Origin of the sequence: Streptomyces tendae (genome assembly GCF_014650435.1) — a bacterium.
In the GTDB taxonomy this organism is placed as follows: Bacteria; Actinomycetota; Actinomycetes; order Streptomycetales; family Streptomycetaceae; genus Streptomyces; species Streptomyces tendae.
This window is the reverse complement of the sequence record NZ_BMUY01000008.1, coordinates 328005-341217: the sequence shown is the minus strand read 5'-3', so window position 1 is coordinate 341217 and position 13213 is coordinate 328005. Positions and strand designations below refer to the sequence as shown.

Genomic DNA, 13213 nt, shown 5'->3' with positions numbered 1-13213 from the left:
GGTCAGTGGGGCTATGCGGGCTGCTGGGCGTCCGCCGTGATCTCCCGCACCCACGGGGTCCGGGTGTCGACGCGGCTGCTCTTCTGGACGTCCCAGGTGCCGTAGCGCGGGTTGAGGTCGACGTCGAGCTTCTTGGAGGCGTCGGACAGGGCCTGCCAGAACTCGGGCCTGCTGGTGTCGGTGCCGAGGCTCTGGGCGAGCTTTTGGGCCTCGATCTGGACGGAGAGGTTGTCGTCGAGGCGGTCGGGGGCGACGCCGTACTGCTGGAGCCAGGCCGTCTCCAGCTGCTCGGGGCCGCCGGCCTGCCCCTCCAGCTCGCCGCGCATGTCCTGCACCTCCTTGCGGCTGACGGTCACCCCGGCGTCCTGGGCGGCGCGGTGCAGGACCCGGTCGAGGACCATGCCGTGCAGGGTGTCGCGGGTGAGGGTGCCGGTGCGGGCGACGACCTGCTGGTACTGGCTGTCGTCGGGGACGGCGGCGCGCTGGGCCTCGCGCACCTCGTCGACGCGGCTCTCCAGCTGGGCGACGGTGATCCGCTGGTCGCCGACGACGGCCGCCGCGCCCGGATGCGCGTCGTTGCCGCAGGCGGTGAGCAGGGGGGCCGCTGCGGCGATCGCGGCGGTGAGGAGAAGCGCGGGGCGACGGCGGCTGCGGCGGTGCAAGGGAACCTCCCGTTTGGAGATTGTGCGACGGTGCACAAGGTCTTGCGATGATCGATGTTAGGCAGTGGCCCGGCTCTGGCCAACCCATTGGACCAACGATTCATCAGGACTTCGGGCACCGCCTCGCGCCCGCCCGCACCCGGAGGTCGTCGGCCGGTGGTCGTCGGCCGGTGGTCAGCCGCGCACCTGGCCCAGCCACTGCAGCGTGCGCCGGATGTCGGCGGCGAGCGGGTGGCCGGGGCCGTGGACGCGCTCCACGTCGTGCAGCAGCCGGACCAGCGTGTCGTGGGCGGCGGCACGGTCGCCGAGGGCGAGCAGCAGGTGGCCGATGCGGCGGCGCACGTCGTGGGCGAGGTCGGGGTCGCCGGCGACGTACTGGTTCTCGTAGTACGGCAGCAGGGCCCGGTACTCGGCGAGGGCGGCGGCCGGTTCGCCGAGCTGTTCCAGGCACTGGGCGGCGTCGTAGCGGTGGCGCAGGGACCGCGGGTCGGCCTGGCCGGCCTCGGCGGCGCGTTCGTCGGCGAGGCGGCGCAGTTCGGGCAGGGCGCGCCGGTACTGACCGTCGTCCATGAGGGTCGCCGCGTACTGCTTGCGCAGGGTGCGCACGACCGGGGAGCGTTCGCCGTGCTGTTCGGCGGCGGCGGGCAGGATCGCGCCGAGGATGTCGACGGCCTGGGTGATGCGGCCCTCGCCGAGCAGGCGCTTGACGTCGTCGACGGCGCGTGCGACGTCCGGCTTGGCGGCCTCGGCGGCGGCCGGTACGGGCGCGGGTTGCGGCGCGGGGGTGCGGGCGCGATCGGGCCACGGAGCGTGCGGGCGCACGAAGGGCCGGGTGGGGTCCAGGGGGCCGCCGGTGGGCATGCCGCGGGCGGGCAGCAGCAGCGCGAGGTGCTCGTAGACCTCCTGGGCGGAGTCGGGGCGGTGCTGCGGGTCCTTGGCGAGCAGGCGCAGGACCAGGGCTTCGAGTGCCTCGGGGATCTCCGGGCGGATGCGGCGCACGGGCAGCGGGGGCTCGTACAGGTGCCGGTGCAGTACGCCGAGGGCCGTCGACCCGGCGAACGGCACGTCGCCGCTGAGCAGTTCGTGCAGGAGTACGCCGAGTGCGTACAGGTCGGTGTAGGGGCCGACGGCGCCGCCCATGGCCTGCTCGGGTGCCATGTAGGCGGGCGAGCCGATGGGGGTGCCGGTGTGGGTGAGGCGGGTGGTGTCGGCGTCCATGACGGAGGCGACGCCGAGGTCGAGGACGGTGACGGTGCCGTCCTGCTTGACCATGACGTTGCGCGGCTTGAGGTCGCGGTGGACGATCGGCACGGCGTGCACGGCGCTGAGTACGGCGCACAGTTGCGCGGCGACGGCGACGGCCCACTGCCAGGGGTAGGGCTCGTGCTCGGCGAGGTGGTCGGAGAGGTCGGCGCCGTCGACGTACTGCATGACGAGGAACAGCTCCTCGCCCTCGCTGCCCGCGTCGTGCACCGTGACCAGGCCGGGGTGGTCGACCTGTGCGGTGATCCGGCACTCCCGCACGAACCGGCGTCGCAGTTCGTCGGCCTCCTGCCCGGCCACCTTGTCGGGGCGCAGCAGCTTCACCGCCACGCGCCGGTCCAGGCGCCGGTCGTAGGCCGTCCATACCTGGCCCATGCCGCCCTGACCGATGAGCGTGGACAGCTCGTACCGGCCGGCGACGACGCGTCCCGTCGACACGGTCACCTTCCGCCCTGGTGGCCGCCGTCGCGGCCGTCGTGGCTGCGCAGGTAGTCGCTGAGTTCGTCGAGTTCGGCGCGGACCTGGTCGATGCGGGCGGGCGCCGGCTGCTGCTGCGGCGGCGTGACGGGGTGCTGGACGGGGGCGGGAGGCGGGTAGGGCCCCACCGAATGCCCCGGACCGTAGTGCGGTCCTGGGAAGGGGGCGTGGGGCGGCGGGTTGCCGAGGAACGGCCGCGGGGCGGCGTGCGCGCGGATGTCGACCACGAGGAAGTACGCGGAGGCCGCCGCCCCTATCAGCAGGAGCCCGGCCATCGCGGCGTCCGTCCGGTGGTCCGTCTCGGGCAGCGAACCGACCACGGCGAGGCAGGCGATGGACAACGGCAGGCTCGCCCAGGCGGCCGTCCAGTCGTACCAGCGGCCGCGCAGGACGGCGACCCGGAACAGCGGTACGCAGGCGAGCAGACCGCAGCTCAGGAAACCGGCCGCGGCGTACAGCACGCGCAGGGTGATGACAGTGGCCGCGCCGCGGGTTGGCGGCGGCCCGGCGCTGTTGCCGTACATGACTGCTCCTGGACCGGTGATGCCGAAGACTCGTCGAACGGGCCGTGCCGTCCGGAGTGGGAGTCCGAGCGTATAGGCCGGGACGGACAACGGGTCACGGTTGTACCGAACCGTTGTCGTCCTGGTCACCCGGTCCGCGCGGGCGGCTCAGCCGGGGGCGACCGTGCCGTCCGTGAGCCCGTCGTACATGCCGCGCACCAACTGCTCCCCCAGGCGGCCGGCGAGCCTCAGCGCGCGCTCGAACTCGTCGAGGGCGCGGAAGCGGTCGCCGTAGCCGCGCTGGGCGTCGAGGGGCAGTCGGGGCAGTTGCAGGCGCCGCACGTCGAGGCGGGTGGCGGTGGAGGCGTGGCTGCTGGCCCGCCGGTGGTTGGCGGTGCCGCGCAGGAACCCGGCGAGGAACCAGGGGTCGAGGGCGGCGGGGTCGGGGCGCAGGAGCACGAGGTTGCGCCCCAGCGCGGCGCCGGCCGTGGCGTCGTCGATCACGCGCGCGACGGAGCCGCCGCCGAGGACGGGAACGACGACGTCGCCGGGTTCGGTCAGCACGGGTTCCTCGTCGCCCTCCGGGAGGGTGCCCGAGGGGCCGGTGCCGGTGAGGACGTCGTGGTCGGTGAGCAGGGGCACGCGCGCGTGGCCGCCGTTCGTCCCGGTGCGCAGGGTGAGGGCGCCGCCGCGGGCGAGTTCACCGACGGTGGTGAGCGGGCGGCGGGGCGCGGCGCTCTTGGCGGAGGGGGGCTCGGGGGTCAGTTCCGCGGTCAGCCGCAGGGTCTCGTCCAGGCGTTCGCGCACCTCCGTGAGCCGTCCGGTGTCGCCGGTGGCGCCGGGGGGCGGCAGGTGGCGGGCGGGGGCCAGGTCGACGTCGTCGTCGAGGAGTTCGATGACGGGCAGACAGCGGGCCGCCCCCGGCCGTTCGTCGAGCCGGCCGGTGCGGTCGAAGGCGCTCCAGGCGTCGAGCACGGTCTCCCGGACGGACCGCCAGTCCGGTCCGCCGCGCCCCTCCCCGGCGAACTGCCCCGTGTCGGCGAGCAGGAGTCCGGGCTGTGCGGGCGCCCGCTCGGGCCGGCGCAGCACCCACAGGTGCAGGGGGAGGTTGTACGGGGGTGCCGCGCCGGCCGGCAGGGCGATCACGGCGCGCAGTGCGCCCCGGCGCAGCAGGTCGGCGCGGACCCGGCGGCCGGAGCGGCGGGAGGCCGCGGCGGGCGGCATGAGGACGACGACGGTGCCGCCGTCCCTGACCCGGGCCAGGGCGTGCTGCACCCAGGCCAGTTCGGACTCGGTGCGGGCCGGGAAGCCGTACTCCCAGCGGGGGTCGTAGGCGAGTTCGTCGTGTCCCCAGTTGCGCTCGTTGAACGGCGGATGGCAGAGCGCGGCGTCGGCGCGCAGGCCGGGGCGGGCGTCCGCGCGCAGGCTGTCTCCCGCGGCGATGCGCACGGCGGCGTCCGTGCTCAGGGCGAGCCGCAGCGCGGTGAGCGCGGCCAGTGCGGGGTCGCTGTCCTGGCCGTAGAGCTCCTGACCGGGGTCCTGGCCGTAGAGCTCCTGACCGGGCCGGGCTGTGGCGGCGGCGGCGCGCAGGAGGGACCCGGTGCCGCAGGCGGGGTCGAGCACCGTGCGGGCGGGGCCGGCGAGTTCGGCCATCAGGTCGGCGAGCGGGTCCGGGGTGAGCGTGTACTGCCGCGGGTTGGCGTCGAGGTGCCGGCCGAGCAGGAACTCGTAGGCATTGCGGGCGCCCGACCCGGCGGCGAGTTCGGCGGCGCCGCGCAGGAGCGGTGCGGAGGGGAGCAGGCGGGGGCCGGCCGGGGTGGTGACGGCGCGCTCGGGGCCGGGGCCGAAGCGGGCGTCGAGCACCTGGTCGAGGGCGGCGGGCAGCAGGTCGGCGAGGCGTTCGTCGGAGCCGGCGCTCGCCTCCAGCCACAGGGTCGGGCGGTCGTGGACGAGCAGCAGGGCGCAGCCGGCGTGCACCAGGGCGGCTGCCGGTCCCTCGGGGTGGCCGACGAGTTGCTGCCAGACGCGTTCGCGCGGGGGGACCTCGGCGAGTTTTCCCTGGGCGCGCAGCCATGCCTCGACGTCGGCGAGGGCGAAGGACGGGCTGGTCTCGGTGCCGCCGACCGGTTTGGGGAAGTCCGCGTGGCGGCGGCGCCAGTTGCTGACGGCGGCCCGGCCGACGCCGGCGAGCCGGGCGATCCCGGCGGCGGTCACCTCTGTCCCGTGGTCCTGCACGCTCGGGCCCCCTCGTCCTGGTGTGTGATGCCGATCCTACCGATGAATCGATACCCGACCCGATTCACATCGTGTACTAACCACTCCACGTGAACCGTGTTGACTCGGTTCACAAGCTCTGCTGTCATTGACCCATCGAACCGGCCGAGGCGATGGGCTTCGGTTCACGGTCGACCGATCTGTCTCTGGGGAGAGGACCGACGTCATGGGGATGAAGACCAAGATCGCGCTGGGTGCCGTGGTGGGGATCGCCGTCATCGGCGCGCTGTCGGCGAACGCGGGCGACGGGGACGGCGACGCCAAGAGCGACAACCGGACCTCGGCGAGCGCGGGCGAGAAGACCGGCGGCGCCTCCGAGGCCAAGCCCGCCGAGGACAAGGCCGACGACAAGACCGAGGACAAGGCCGAGAAGAAGGCGTCCCAGGCCGAACAGTTCAAGGCGTTCGTGCAGAAGAACGGGACGCCCAAGGAGAAGGACGCCGTCTCCCACGTCACCAAGGTGCAGGGCGCCGACGAGCAGAACGACATCCTCGACGCCGCCGACGTCTACACCGACTTCACCGGCGGCATCATGGGCGAGGGCACGGGCCCGGCCAAGCTCATCGCCTCCTCGTTCGCCGACTGGAAGGACAGCGAGAACGGCCTCGTCACGATCTACGATGCCGACGGCGAACTGCTCGGCAACGGCCAGTTCTGAGCGCCGTACCGGGCTCACTCTTCACCAAGAATCCCTGGGGGATCCATCATGCGCCGTCGCGCGCGCCGTACCGCACTCACCGCTCTCCTGCTCGCCGCGGGCGCCACCGCCTGCCTGACCGGCTGCCAGTCGGACCAGGGGGGCGACGGCGCGTCCGACGGGGCCGCCCGGTCCGCGGCGTCCGGCGGATCGGCGACCGCGTCGCCGGCCGCCTCCGCACCCGGCTCGACCGCGGCACCGGCGGAGGCGTCCGCGTCGGCATCGGACGAACCGTTCGCCGGGCTGACCGGCGAGGAGATCTCCGAGCAGGCCCGGATAGCCACCACCGGGGCACGCTCAGTGCACTTCACCGGCAGTGTCCCGGACGAGGAGAGCGGCGGCTCCCTGAATCTCGACGTCGCCCTGGACCGGAAGGGCGGATGCGCCGGGACGATGGGCGTGGACGACCAGGGCCAGATGGAGTTGATCAGGACCGGCGACACCCTCTACGTCAAGTTCGACAAGCGGTTCCTGCGGACCCTGGACAAGGACGAGCCGCAGGCCGGCAACGAGGCTCTGGCGACCCTGCTGGCCGGACGGTGGACGAGCATGCCCGCCGACGGACCGGACGCGAAGGCCATGACCGGTTTCTGCGACCTGGACAAGCTGCTGGACGACGGCGGCGAAGGCGGGGAAAGCGGTGACGGCACCCGGTCGAAGCTGACCCGCGGCAAGGTCACCACCGTCGACGGCACCCCGGCGATCACCCTGCACGAGACGACCGGCTCGCACCGCACCACGCTGTACGTCGCCACGGAGGGCAAGCCGTTCCTGCTGCGCGTCGAGAGCGGGTTCGAGCAGGAGTCCCACACCCTCACCCTCACCGACTTCGACGAGCCGGTGCCCGCGAAGGCCCCCTCCGGTGCGGTCATCGACCTGGACGACCTGGACGCGATGACCACCTGAGCCGCAGGAGCCGGTCCCCTCACCCCCGGGCCGCGGCGACCCCGAAGCCGTCCATGTAGTCGCGGGCCCGGGCGATCAGCCCGTCGCGCACGTGGAGCACGAGGAGCCCGGGGACGGTGAACCCGGTGCGCGCGGGAGGCATCTCCCCCACGACGACGTGCTCGGCGACGATCACTCCGGGTCGGGCGGTCTCGTGGACCGCGACCTCCCTGACCTCCTCGACCCGGGCGGGGCTGGCGCCCCAGGCGGCGCGGTACCCGGACCGGACGGCCTCGCGACCCTCGAAGTGCCCGGGGAAGCCGGGCGCGGTGAACGGAAACTCGTGCACCGCGTCCACGGCGTACAGATCGGCGAGGTCGTCCGCGGACTTGTCGAGCATGGCCCGGTAGTAGCGAGCCAGCACCTCGCGCGGGGTGCGAACAGCGGGCGCGTCCGAAGGCGGCATGATGACCACTCCACTCGCTCAACAACTGTTGACCCAACCACCGTAGAGCCGCACACCAGCTCGGTCAACAGGTGTTGAGCGAACGGCGGTAGAGTGGACCGGTGCCCACGCCCCACCAGTCCCGCGCAGACCGCCGCCGAGCGACCGAGGCCCGCATCCTGGACGGCGCCCGGGAGCTGTTCGCCGAGCGGGGTTTCGACCGCACCACCATCCGCGCCGTGGCGACCTCGGCGGGCGTCGACCCGGCCCTGGTCATGCAGTACTTCGGCTCCAAGCGGGAGCTGTTCACCGCGGCCGTGCAGGCGGCACCCGCACCGCCGCCGGACGCGGGCCCCGACACACTCGTCGATCAGCTGCTGGCCACGCTCGGTCTCAAGCTCGGCGGCCTGCCCGAAGGGACGCTGGCGATGATGCGCTCCATGCTCACCGACCCGGCGGCGGCCGACCACGCCCGGGTGGCGCTCGGCCGGCAGATCGACGGCATCGGCGCCGCCCTGCCCGAGGACGCGGAACCGGAACTGCGCGCGGCGCTGGTCGTCAGCGCCCTGCTGGGCGTCTCCGTCGGGCACCAGCTGCTCGGTCTGTCACCCCTCCGGGAGGCCCCGGCCGACCGGATCGCGGCGCTGCTCCGCCCCGCCCTCGCGGCACTGACGACACCGGCGCCATAGGGCCTGCCCGGCGGATCATGCCGCCGGACACCCCAGCCGCGTCAGCCCTGGCACTGCTTCGACATCATCGCCCGGTCCGCCTCCGTCACCGCCAGCTCGTACTTGACGGCGACCTGGGCGAAGCGGACGGCGTACGCGCACCGGACCGACTTGGCGGGCGGCAGCCAGGAGGCCGGCCCGGAGTCGCGCTTGGCGGAGTTGGCACGGCCCTCGACGGGGAGCAGGTTGAGCGGGTCGTTGGCCAGCTGCTCGCGTTTGTTCTCCGGCCAGCGCGAGGAGCCCATCTGCCAGCTGTAGGACAGCGGCACGACGTGGTCGATCTGGACCTCGCTCGCCTTCTGCTTGCGCCACTCGATGCTCGCCCCGGTGTACGGGTCGTCCAGCGTCATCGCGATGACCACACAGTCCGAGCCGGACTTGAAGCGGACCTCCTGGCCGTCGCGTTTGAGCAGGTCGTTGCGGGTGTCGCAGCCGTTGCGGGCGAGCGGGACGCCGTCGGCGGTGTCCATCCAGGCGTAACCGAACTCGTCGCGGTCGTAGCCCGTCTTCGGGCCGCGCCCCTTGGTCCGCAGGCCGTCGATCAGCTTGCGGGCCGCCGTCCGCGGGCCGTCGCCCGCGACCGGGGCGAGACCCGGTGCGGTGCCGTCCGGGTTGTCCAGCGGACTGACGGCGTGGCCGGAGGCGGGTGCCTCGGCACCGCCGCCCGAGGCCGGGGTGTCGCCGTCCGCCTCCAGACCCTCGCAGCCGGTCACCAGGGCCAGGGCGAGGGCCGCCCCCGCGGCCCATCGGGTACGGATCCTGTTGTGCCGCCTCATGCGCGCCCCTCCCCTTGCCGTTCGCGGCAACCACCGTAGCGAGGGAGAGGTCCGGGCCATAGCGTGCCTTAGGTGGTCGTTAGTGGGCACACGAGACATATCTGTCGTACGGTCGACAGTGAGTCACGTCTCGGAAGGAGCTCTGCATGGGCATCCTCGACAAGATGAAGAGCATGGCCGGCAAGGACAAGGACAGGTCAAGGAAGATGTCCGACGCCGCCGAACGCCAGGTCAACCAGAGGACCGGCGGCAAGTACGAGAAGCAGGTCGACGCCGCGCAGCAGCAGGCCGAGGGCAAGATGGGCTTCGGGCGCGAGCAGGGCGGCGGCCGGGAGCAGCAGTAGCCGCTCCCCGTAACCGGACACGTCGAAGCCGTCCACGGAACTGTCCCCGTGGACGGCTTCTCCGTGGCCCGGCCCCGGCTCCGGGGACTGCGACGGCCCCCCGTCCTCCGACGGCCTCACGTCCTCCGACGGGCTCGCGCGCTACGAGCCCAGGATCGAGGTGAGGAACTCGCCCACCCAGCCGAGCAGTTCCCGCCCGACCAGCGGCTTGCCGCCCACCTTCGCGGTCTTCGGGCGCGGTACGAGCACCTGGTGCGTGCCCGACTTGATGACACTGCCCGGGTAGAGCCGCTTGAGCCTCAGCTCCTGGGACTCTCGCAACTCCACCGGCGCGAACCGGATGTTGTTGCCCTGGAGCACGATCTCGCCGACGGCGCACGCCCGCGCGAGCATGCGCAGGCCCGCGACCAGCAACAGGTTCTCCACGGGCTCGGGCAGCTTGCCGTAGCGGTCGACGAGTTCCTCGCGTACGGCCCTGATGTCCTCCTCGCTGTTGGCGGAGGCGATGGACCGGTACGCCTGGAGGCGCAGCCGCTCGCCGGGGGCGTAGTCGTGCGGGACGTGCGCGTCGACGGGCAGCTCGATCTTGACCTCGAGCGGCGGCTCCTCCTCCACACCGCCCTCCAGGGAGGCGCGGTAGTCGGCGACGGCCTCGCCGACCATGCGTACGTACAGGTCGAAGCCGACACCGGCGATGTGGCCGGACTGCTCGCCGCCGAGCAGGTTGCCCGCGCCTCGGATCTCCAGGTCCTTCATCGCCACGTACATGCCCGCGCCCATCTCGGTGTGCTGGGCGATGGTGGCGAGCCGCTCGTGCGCGGTCTCCGTCAGGGGCTTCTCCGGCGGGTAGAGGAAGTAGGCGTAACCGCGCTCGCGGCCGCGCCCGACCCGGCCGCGCAGCTGGTGGAGCTGGCTGAGGCCGAAGTTGTCGCCGCGTTCGACGATGAGGGTGTTGGCGTTGGAGATGTCGATGCCGGACTCGACGATGGTGGTGGAGACCAGCACGTCGAACTTCTTCTCCCAGAAGTCGACGACGACCTGCTCCAGCGCCTGCTCCGACATCTGGCCGTGGGCGGTGGCGATGCGGGCCTCGGGGACGATCTCGCGGAGCTTGGCCGCCGCGCGGTCGATGGACTCGACCCGGTTGTGGATGTAGAAGACCTGGCCCTCGCGCAGCAGCTCACGGCGGATGGCGGCGCCGATCTGCTTGTGCTCGTAGGGGCCGACGAAGGTCAGCACCGGGTGGCGCTCCTCCGGCGGGGTGGTGATCGTGGACATCTCGCGGATGCCGGTGACCGCCATCTCCAGGGTGCGCGGGATGGGGGTGGCGGACATGGTGAGCACGTCGACGTTGGCGCGCAGCTTCTTGAGCTGCTCCTTGTGCTCGACGCCGAAGCGCTGCTCCTCGTCGACGATGACCAGACCGAGGTCCTTGAACTTCGTCTCGGAGGAGAAGAGGCGGTGGGTGCCGATGACGATGTCCACCGAGCCCTCGCGCAGGCCCTCCAGGGTCGCCTTCGACTCGGTGTCGCTCTGGAAGCGGGACAGCGCCCGCACGTTCACCGGGAACTGGGCGTAGCGCTCGCTGAACGTCCCGAAGTGCTGCTGCACCAGCAGGGTGGTGGGGACCAGCACGGCGACCTGCTTGCCGTCCTGGACGGCCTTGAAGGCGGCGCGGACCGCGATCTCCGTCTTGCCGTAGCCGACGTCGCCGCAGATCAGGCGGTCCATCGGGACCGTCTTCTCCATGTCGTCCTTGACCTCGGCGATGGTGGTGAGCTGGTCCGGGGTCTCCGCGTAGGGGAAGGCGTCCTCCAGCTCGCGCTGCCAGGGGGTGTCCGAGCCGAACGCGTGGCCGGGTGCCGCCATCCGCGCGCTGTAGAGCTTGATCAGGTCGGCGGCGATCTCCTTGACCGCCTTCTTGGCGCGGGCCTTGGTCTTGGTCCAGTCGGCGCCGCCGAGGCGGTGCAGGGTGGGGGCCTCGCCGCCGACGTACTTGGTGATCTGCTCCAGCTGGTCGGTGGGGATGTACAGCCGGTCGCCGGGCTGGCCGCGCTTGGCGGGGGCGTACTCCACGACCAGGTACTCGCGGGTGGCGCCCTGGACGGTGCGCTGCACCATCTCGATGTAGCGGCCGACGCCGTGCTGCTCGTGGACGATGTAGTCGCCCGTCTCCAGGGTGAGCGGGTCGATGGTCTTGCGGCGCCGGGCGGGCATCCGGGCGCCCTCGCGTCCGGCGGCCTTCTGGCCGGTCAGGTCGGTCTCGGTGAGCACGGCCAGCTTGAGGGCCGCGTCGACGAAGCCGTGCTCGACCGACCCGCAGGACACGTGCACGACGGAGGGGCTGAGCGTGTCCAGGTCGTTGTCCAGGCGGGCCGCGATGCCCTCGCCGCCGAGGACCTCGACGGTGCGGGTCGCGGGGCCGTGGGCCTCGGTGACGTAGACCGCGCGCCAGCCGTCGGCGAGCCAGCCCTTGGTGTCGGCGAGCGCCCTGGCGGTGTCGCCCCGGTAGGTCTCGGGGGCGTGCATGCCGAGCTTGAGGGTGTCCGCGTCGTCCAGCGCGTCGTCGGCGGCGAACGGCGACACCGACCACCACATCATGCCCAGCTCGCGGGCCCGCTCCCGGACGTCCGCGATGGACCACAGGGAGGCCGCGTCCACGTCGATCGGCGCCTCGCCGCCGCCGGCGGTGGCCGCCCAGGACGCCTGGAGGAACTCCTGCGACGTCGCCACCAGGTCGGCGGCCCGGGTGCGCACCCGCTCCGGGTCGCAGACCAGGGACATCGAGCCCTGGGGCAGCACGTCGAGGAGGAGTTCCATGTCGTCGACGAGGACGGGCGCCAGGGACTCCATGCCCTCCACGGCGATGCCCTCGGCGATCTTGCCGAGCAGTTCGCCCAGCTCCGGGTGTTCCTCGGCGAGGACGGCGGCCCGCTCGCGCACGTCGGCGGTCAGCAGCAGCTCACGGCAGGGCGGGGCCCACAGGCCGTGTTCGGCGACCTCCAGGGAACGCTGGTCGGCGACCTTGAAGTACCGGATCTCCTCGACGTCGTCGCCCCAGAACTCGACCCGGAGCGGGTGCTCCTCGGTCGGCGGGAAGACGTCCAGGATGCCGCCGCGCACGGCGAACTCGCCGCGCTTCTCGACCAGCTCGACCCGTGCGTACGCCGCTGCCGCGAGGGCCTGGACGACCTCCTCCAGATCGGCGCTCTGCCCGGTGCGCAGGGCCACCGGCTCCAGGTCGCCGAGCCCCTTGACCTGCGGCTGGAGCACGGAGCGTACGGGTGCGACAACGACGGAGACCGGGCCGGTCTCGGGGTCGTCGGGCCGGGGGTGGGCCAGCCGCCGCAGGACGGCGAGACGGCGGCCGACGGTGTCGCTGCGGGGGCTGAGCCGCTCGTGCGGCAGGGTCTCCCAGGACGGGTACTCCACGATGCCCTCGGGCGGCAGCAGGGAGCGCAGCGCCGCCGCCAGGTCCTCCGCCTCGCGTCCCGTCGCCGTCACCGCCAGCACCGGGCGGCCCGTCTCGCGGGCCAGGGCGGCGATCGCGAAGGGGCGGGCGGCGGGCGGGCCGACCAGGTCGACGTGCATGCGGTTGCCGTCTGCGGCCGCCGAGATCGCTTCCGCGAGGGCGGTGTCCTTGACGACGGCGTCTAGCAGACCGTGCAGGCTCATTCGGGGCGCTTTCCGTGCGGGGGTGTACAACACGACGGGCCCGACGCGCGCTGCGGGCCGGGGTGTGTCCAGCGTACGTCTCCGCATGCGCGGGCGTCGGGGGCTGTGGATGGCGCCGGGTGTGTGGCGGCCGGCGCCGCGGTGTCCGTACCAGGGGGCTCCGCCCCCTGGACCCCCGGGCCTATGCCCACCCACCACCCGACTCGGTGGGCTGAAAGGCGAACGCCTGGGTGACGGACGACTCGGGCGGCGAACGCCCGGGGGGGACGCCCGGGGGGGGGACGCCCGGGGGGGACGCCCGGGGGGGGACGCCCGGGGGGGACGCCCCGGGGGGGACGCCCCCGGGGGGCGGAGACGCGGGGGCCCCGGGGGGCGAGGACCGCAGGTGGAGGCCCGCGGGGCAGGGGGAGGCGGCAGCCCGGTGCCGCGTCGCAAAGGGCCCGGCGCGTTCGCCCCCCTGGGACGTCGGCGCCGGGCCCTCCCC

The 13213-nt window shown here is 73.2% G+C and carries 11 protein-coding genes; 4 read left to right on the top strand and 7 right to left on the bottom strand.

Annotation, left to right across the window (positions count from 1 at the left end; all coding sequences use genetic code 11):
• Positions 1-11: 11 nt before the first annotated feature.
• The 4 genes from IE258_RS22735 to IE258_RS22720 form a co-directional block, all read right to left on the bottom strand.
• Positions 12-662 (bottom strand): SurA N-terminal domain-containing protein, encoded by a 651-nt coding sequence (locus tag IE258_RS22735; RefSeq protein ID WP_189746262.1) that lies wholly within the window; start codon positions 660-662, stop codon positions 12-14.
• 174 nt (positions 663-836) lie between these two features.
• Positions 837-2327 carry a serine/threonine protein kinase PkaE gene (gene pkaE, locus IE258_RS22730; protein ID WP_373309917.1) on the bottom strand — a complete coding sequence of 497 codons (1491 nt, stop codon included), beginning with the start codon at positions 2325-2327 and terminating at the stop codon, positions 837-839.
• Between the two features lie 38 nt (positions 2328-2365).
• Positions 2366-2926: a hypothetical protein gene (locus tag IE258_RS22725; RefSeq protein WP_189746258.1), complete on the bottom strand. Its 561-nt coding sequence runs from the start codon at positions 2924-2926 to the stop codon at positions 2366-2368.
• Positions 2927-3073: 147 nt separating this feature from the next.
• On the bottom strand, positions 3074-5140 hold the full coding sequence (locus tag IE258_RS22720; RefSeq protein ID WP_189746255.1) for an N-6 DNA methylase: 2067 nt from the start codon (positions 5138-5140) through the stop codon (positions 3074-3076).
• A 205-nt stretch (positions 5141-5345) separates the two neighbouring features.
• Between IE258_RS22720 and IE258_RS22715 the strand changes: the two genes are divergently transcribed.
• Entirely contained in the window at positions 5346-5837 is a 492-nt protein-coding gene (locus tag IE258_RS22715; protein ID WP_189746254.1) for a hypothetical protein, read from the top strand.
• A 48-nt stretch (positions 5838-5885) separates the two neighbouring features.
• On the top strand, positions 5886-6782 hold the full coding sequence (locus IE258_RS22710; RefSeq protein WP_189746252.1) for a hypothetical protein: 897 nt from the start codon (positions 5886-5888) through the stop codon (positions 6780-6782).
• Between the two features lie 19 nt (positions 6783-6801).
• On the opposite strand, the gene IE258_RS22705 is transcribed toward IE258_RS22710, so the two are convergent.
• Positions 6802-7227 (bottom strand): nuclear transport factor 2 family protein, encoded by a 426-nt coding sequence (locus tag IE258_RS22705; protein WP_159327008.1) that lies wholly within the window; start codon positions 7225-7227, stop codon positions 6802-6804.
• A 101-nt stretch (positions 7228-7328) separates the two neighbouring features.
• Between IE258_RS22705 and IE258_RS22700 the strand changes: the two genes are divergently transcribed.
• On the top strand, positions 7329-7895 hold the full coding sequence (locus IE258_RS22700; RefSeq protein WP_189746250.1) for a TetR/AcrR family transcriptional regulator: 567 nt from the start codon (positions 7329-7331) through the stop codon (positions 7893-7895).
• 41 nt (positions 7896-7936) lie between these two features.
• Here IE258_RS22700 and IE258_RS22695 read toward each other — a convergent pair whose 3' ends face one another.
• Positions 7937-8710, bottom strand: a complete 774-nt coding sequence (locus IE258_RS22695) for an HNH endonuclease family protein (protein ID WP_189746248.1) — start codon at positions 8708-8710, stop codon at positions 7937-7939.
• 146 nt (positions 8711-8856) lie between these two features.
• On the opposite strand from IE258_RS22695, the gene IE258_RS22690 reads away from it, so the two are divergent.
• Positions 8857-9054 (top strand): antitoxin, encoded by a 198-nt coding sequence (locus tag IE258_RS22690; RefSeq protein ID WP_159327011.1) that lies wholly within the window; start codon positions 8857-8859, stop codon positions 9052-9054.
• 141 nt (positions 9055-9195) lie between these two features.
• On the opposite strand, the gene mfd is transcribed toward IE258_RS22690, so the two are convergent.
• Positions 9196-12729: a transcription-repair coupling factor gene (mfd, locus tag IE258_RS22685; RefSeq protein WP_189746246.1), complete on the bottom strand. Its 3534-nt coding sequence runs from the start codon at positions 12727-12729 to the stop codon at positions 9196-9198.
• Positions 12730-13213 lie beyond the last annotated feature (484 nt).

Excerpts from the sequence above, each read along its gene's own strand:
- IE258_RS22710 (WP_189746252.1), top strand. The coding sequence starts at position 5,886 with ATGCGCCGTCGCGCGCGCCGTACCGCACTCACCGCTCTCCTGCTCGCC.
- IE258_RS22690 (WP_159327011.1), top strand. The coding sequence starts at position 8,857 with ATGGGCATCCTCGACAAGATGAAGAGCATGGCCGGCAAGGACAAGGAC.
- IE258_RS22695 (WP_189746248.1), bottom strand. The coding sequence starts at position 8,710 with ATGAGGCGGCACAACAGGATCCGTACCCGATGGGCCGCGGGGGCGGCC.
- mfd (WP_189746246.1), bottom strand. The coding sequence starts at position 12,729 with ATGAGCCTGCACGGTCTGCTAGACGCCGTCGTCAAGGACACCGCCCTC.
- IE258_RS22705 (WP_159327008.1), bottom strand. The coding sequence starts at position 7,227 with ATGCCGCCTTCGGACGCGCCCGCTGTTCGCACCCCGCGCGAGGTGCTG.
- IE258_RS22715 (WP_189746254.1), top strand. The coding sequence starts at position 5,346 with ATGGGGATGAAGACCAAGATCGCGCTGGGTGCCGTGGTGGGGATCGCC.
- IE258_RS22725 (WP_189746258.1), bottom strand. The coding sequence starts at position 2,926 with ATGTACGGCAACAGCGCCGGGCCGCCGCCAACCCGCGGCGCGGCCACT.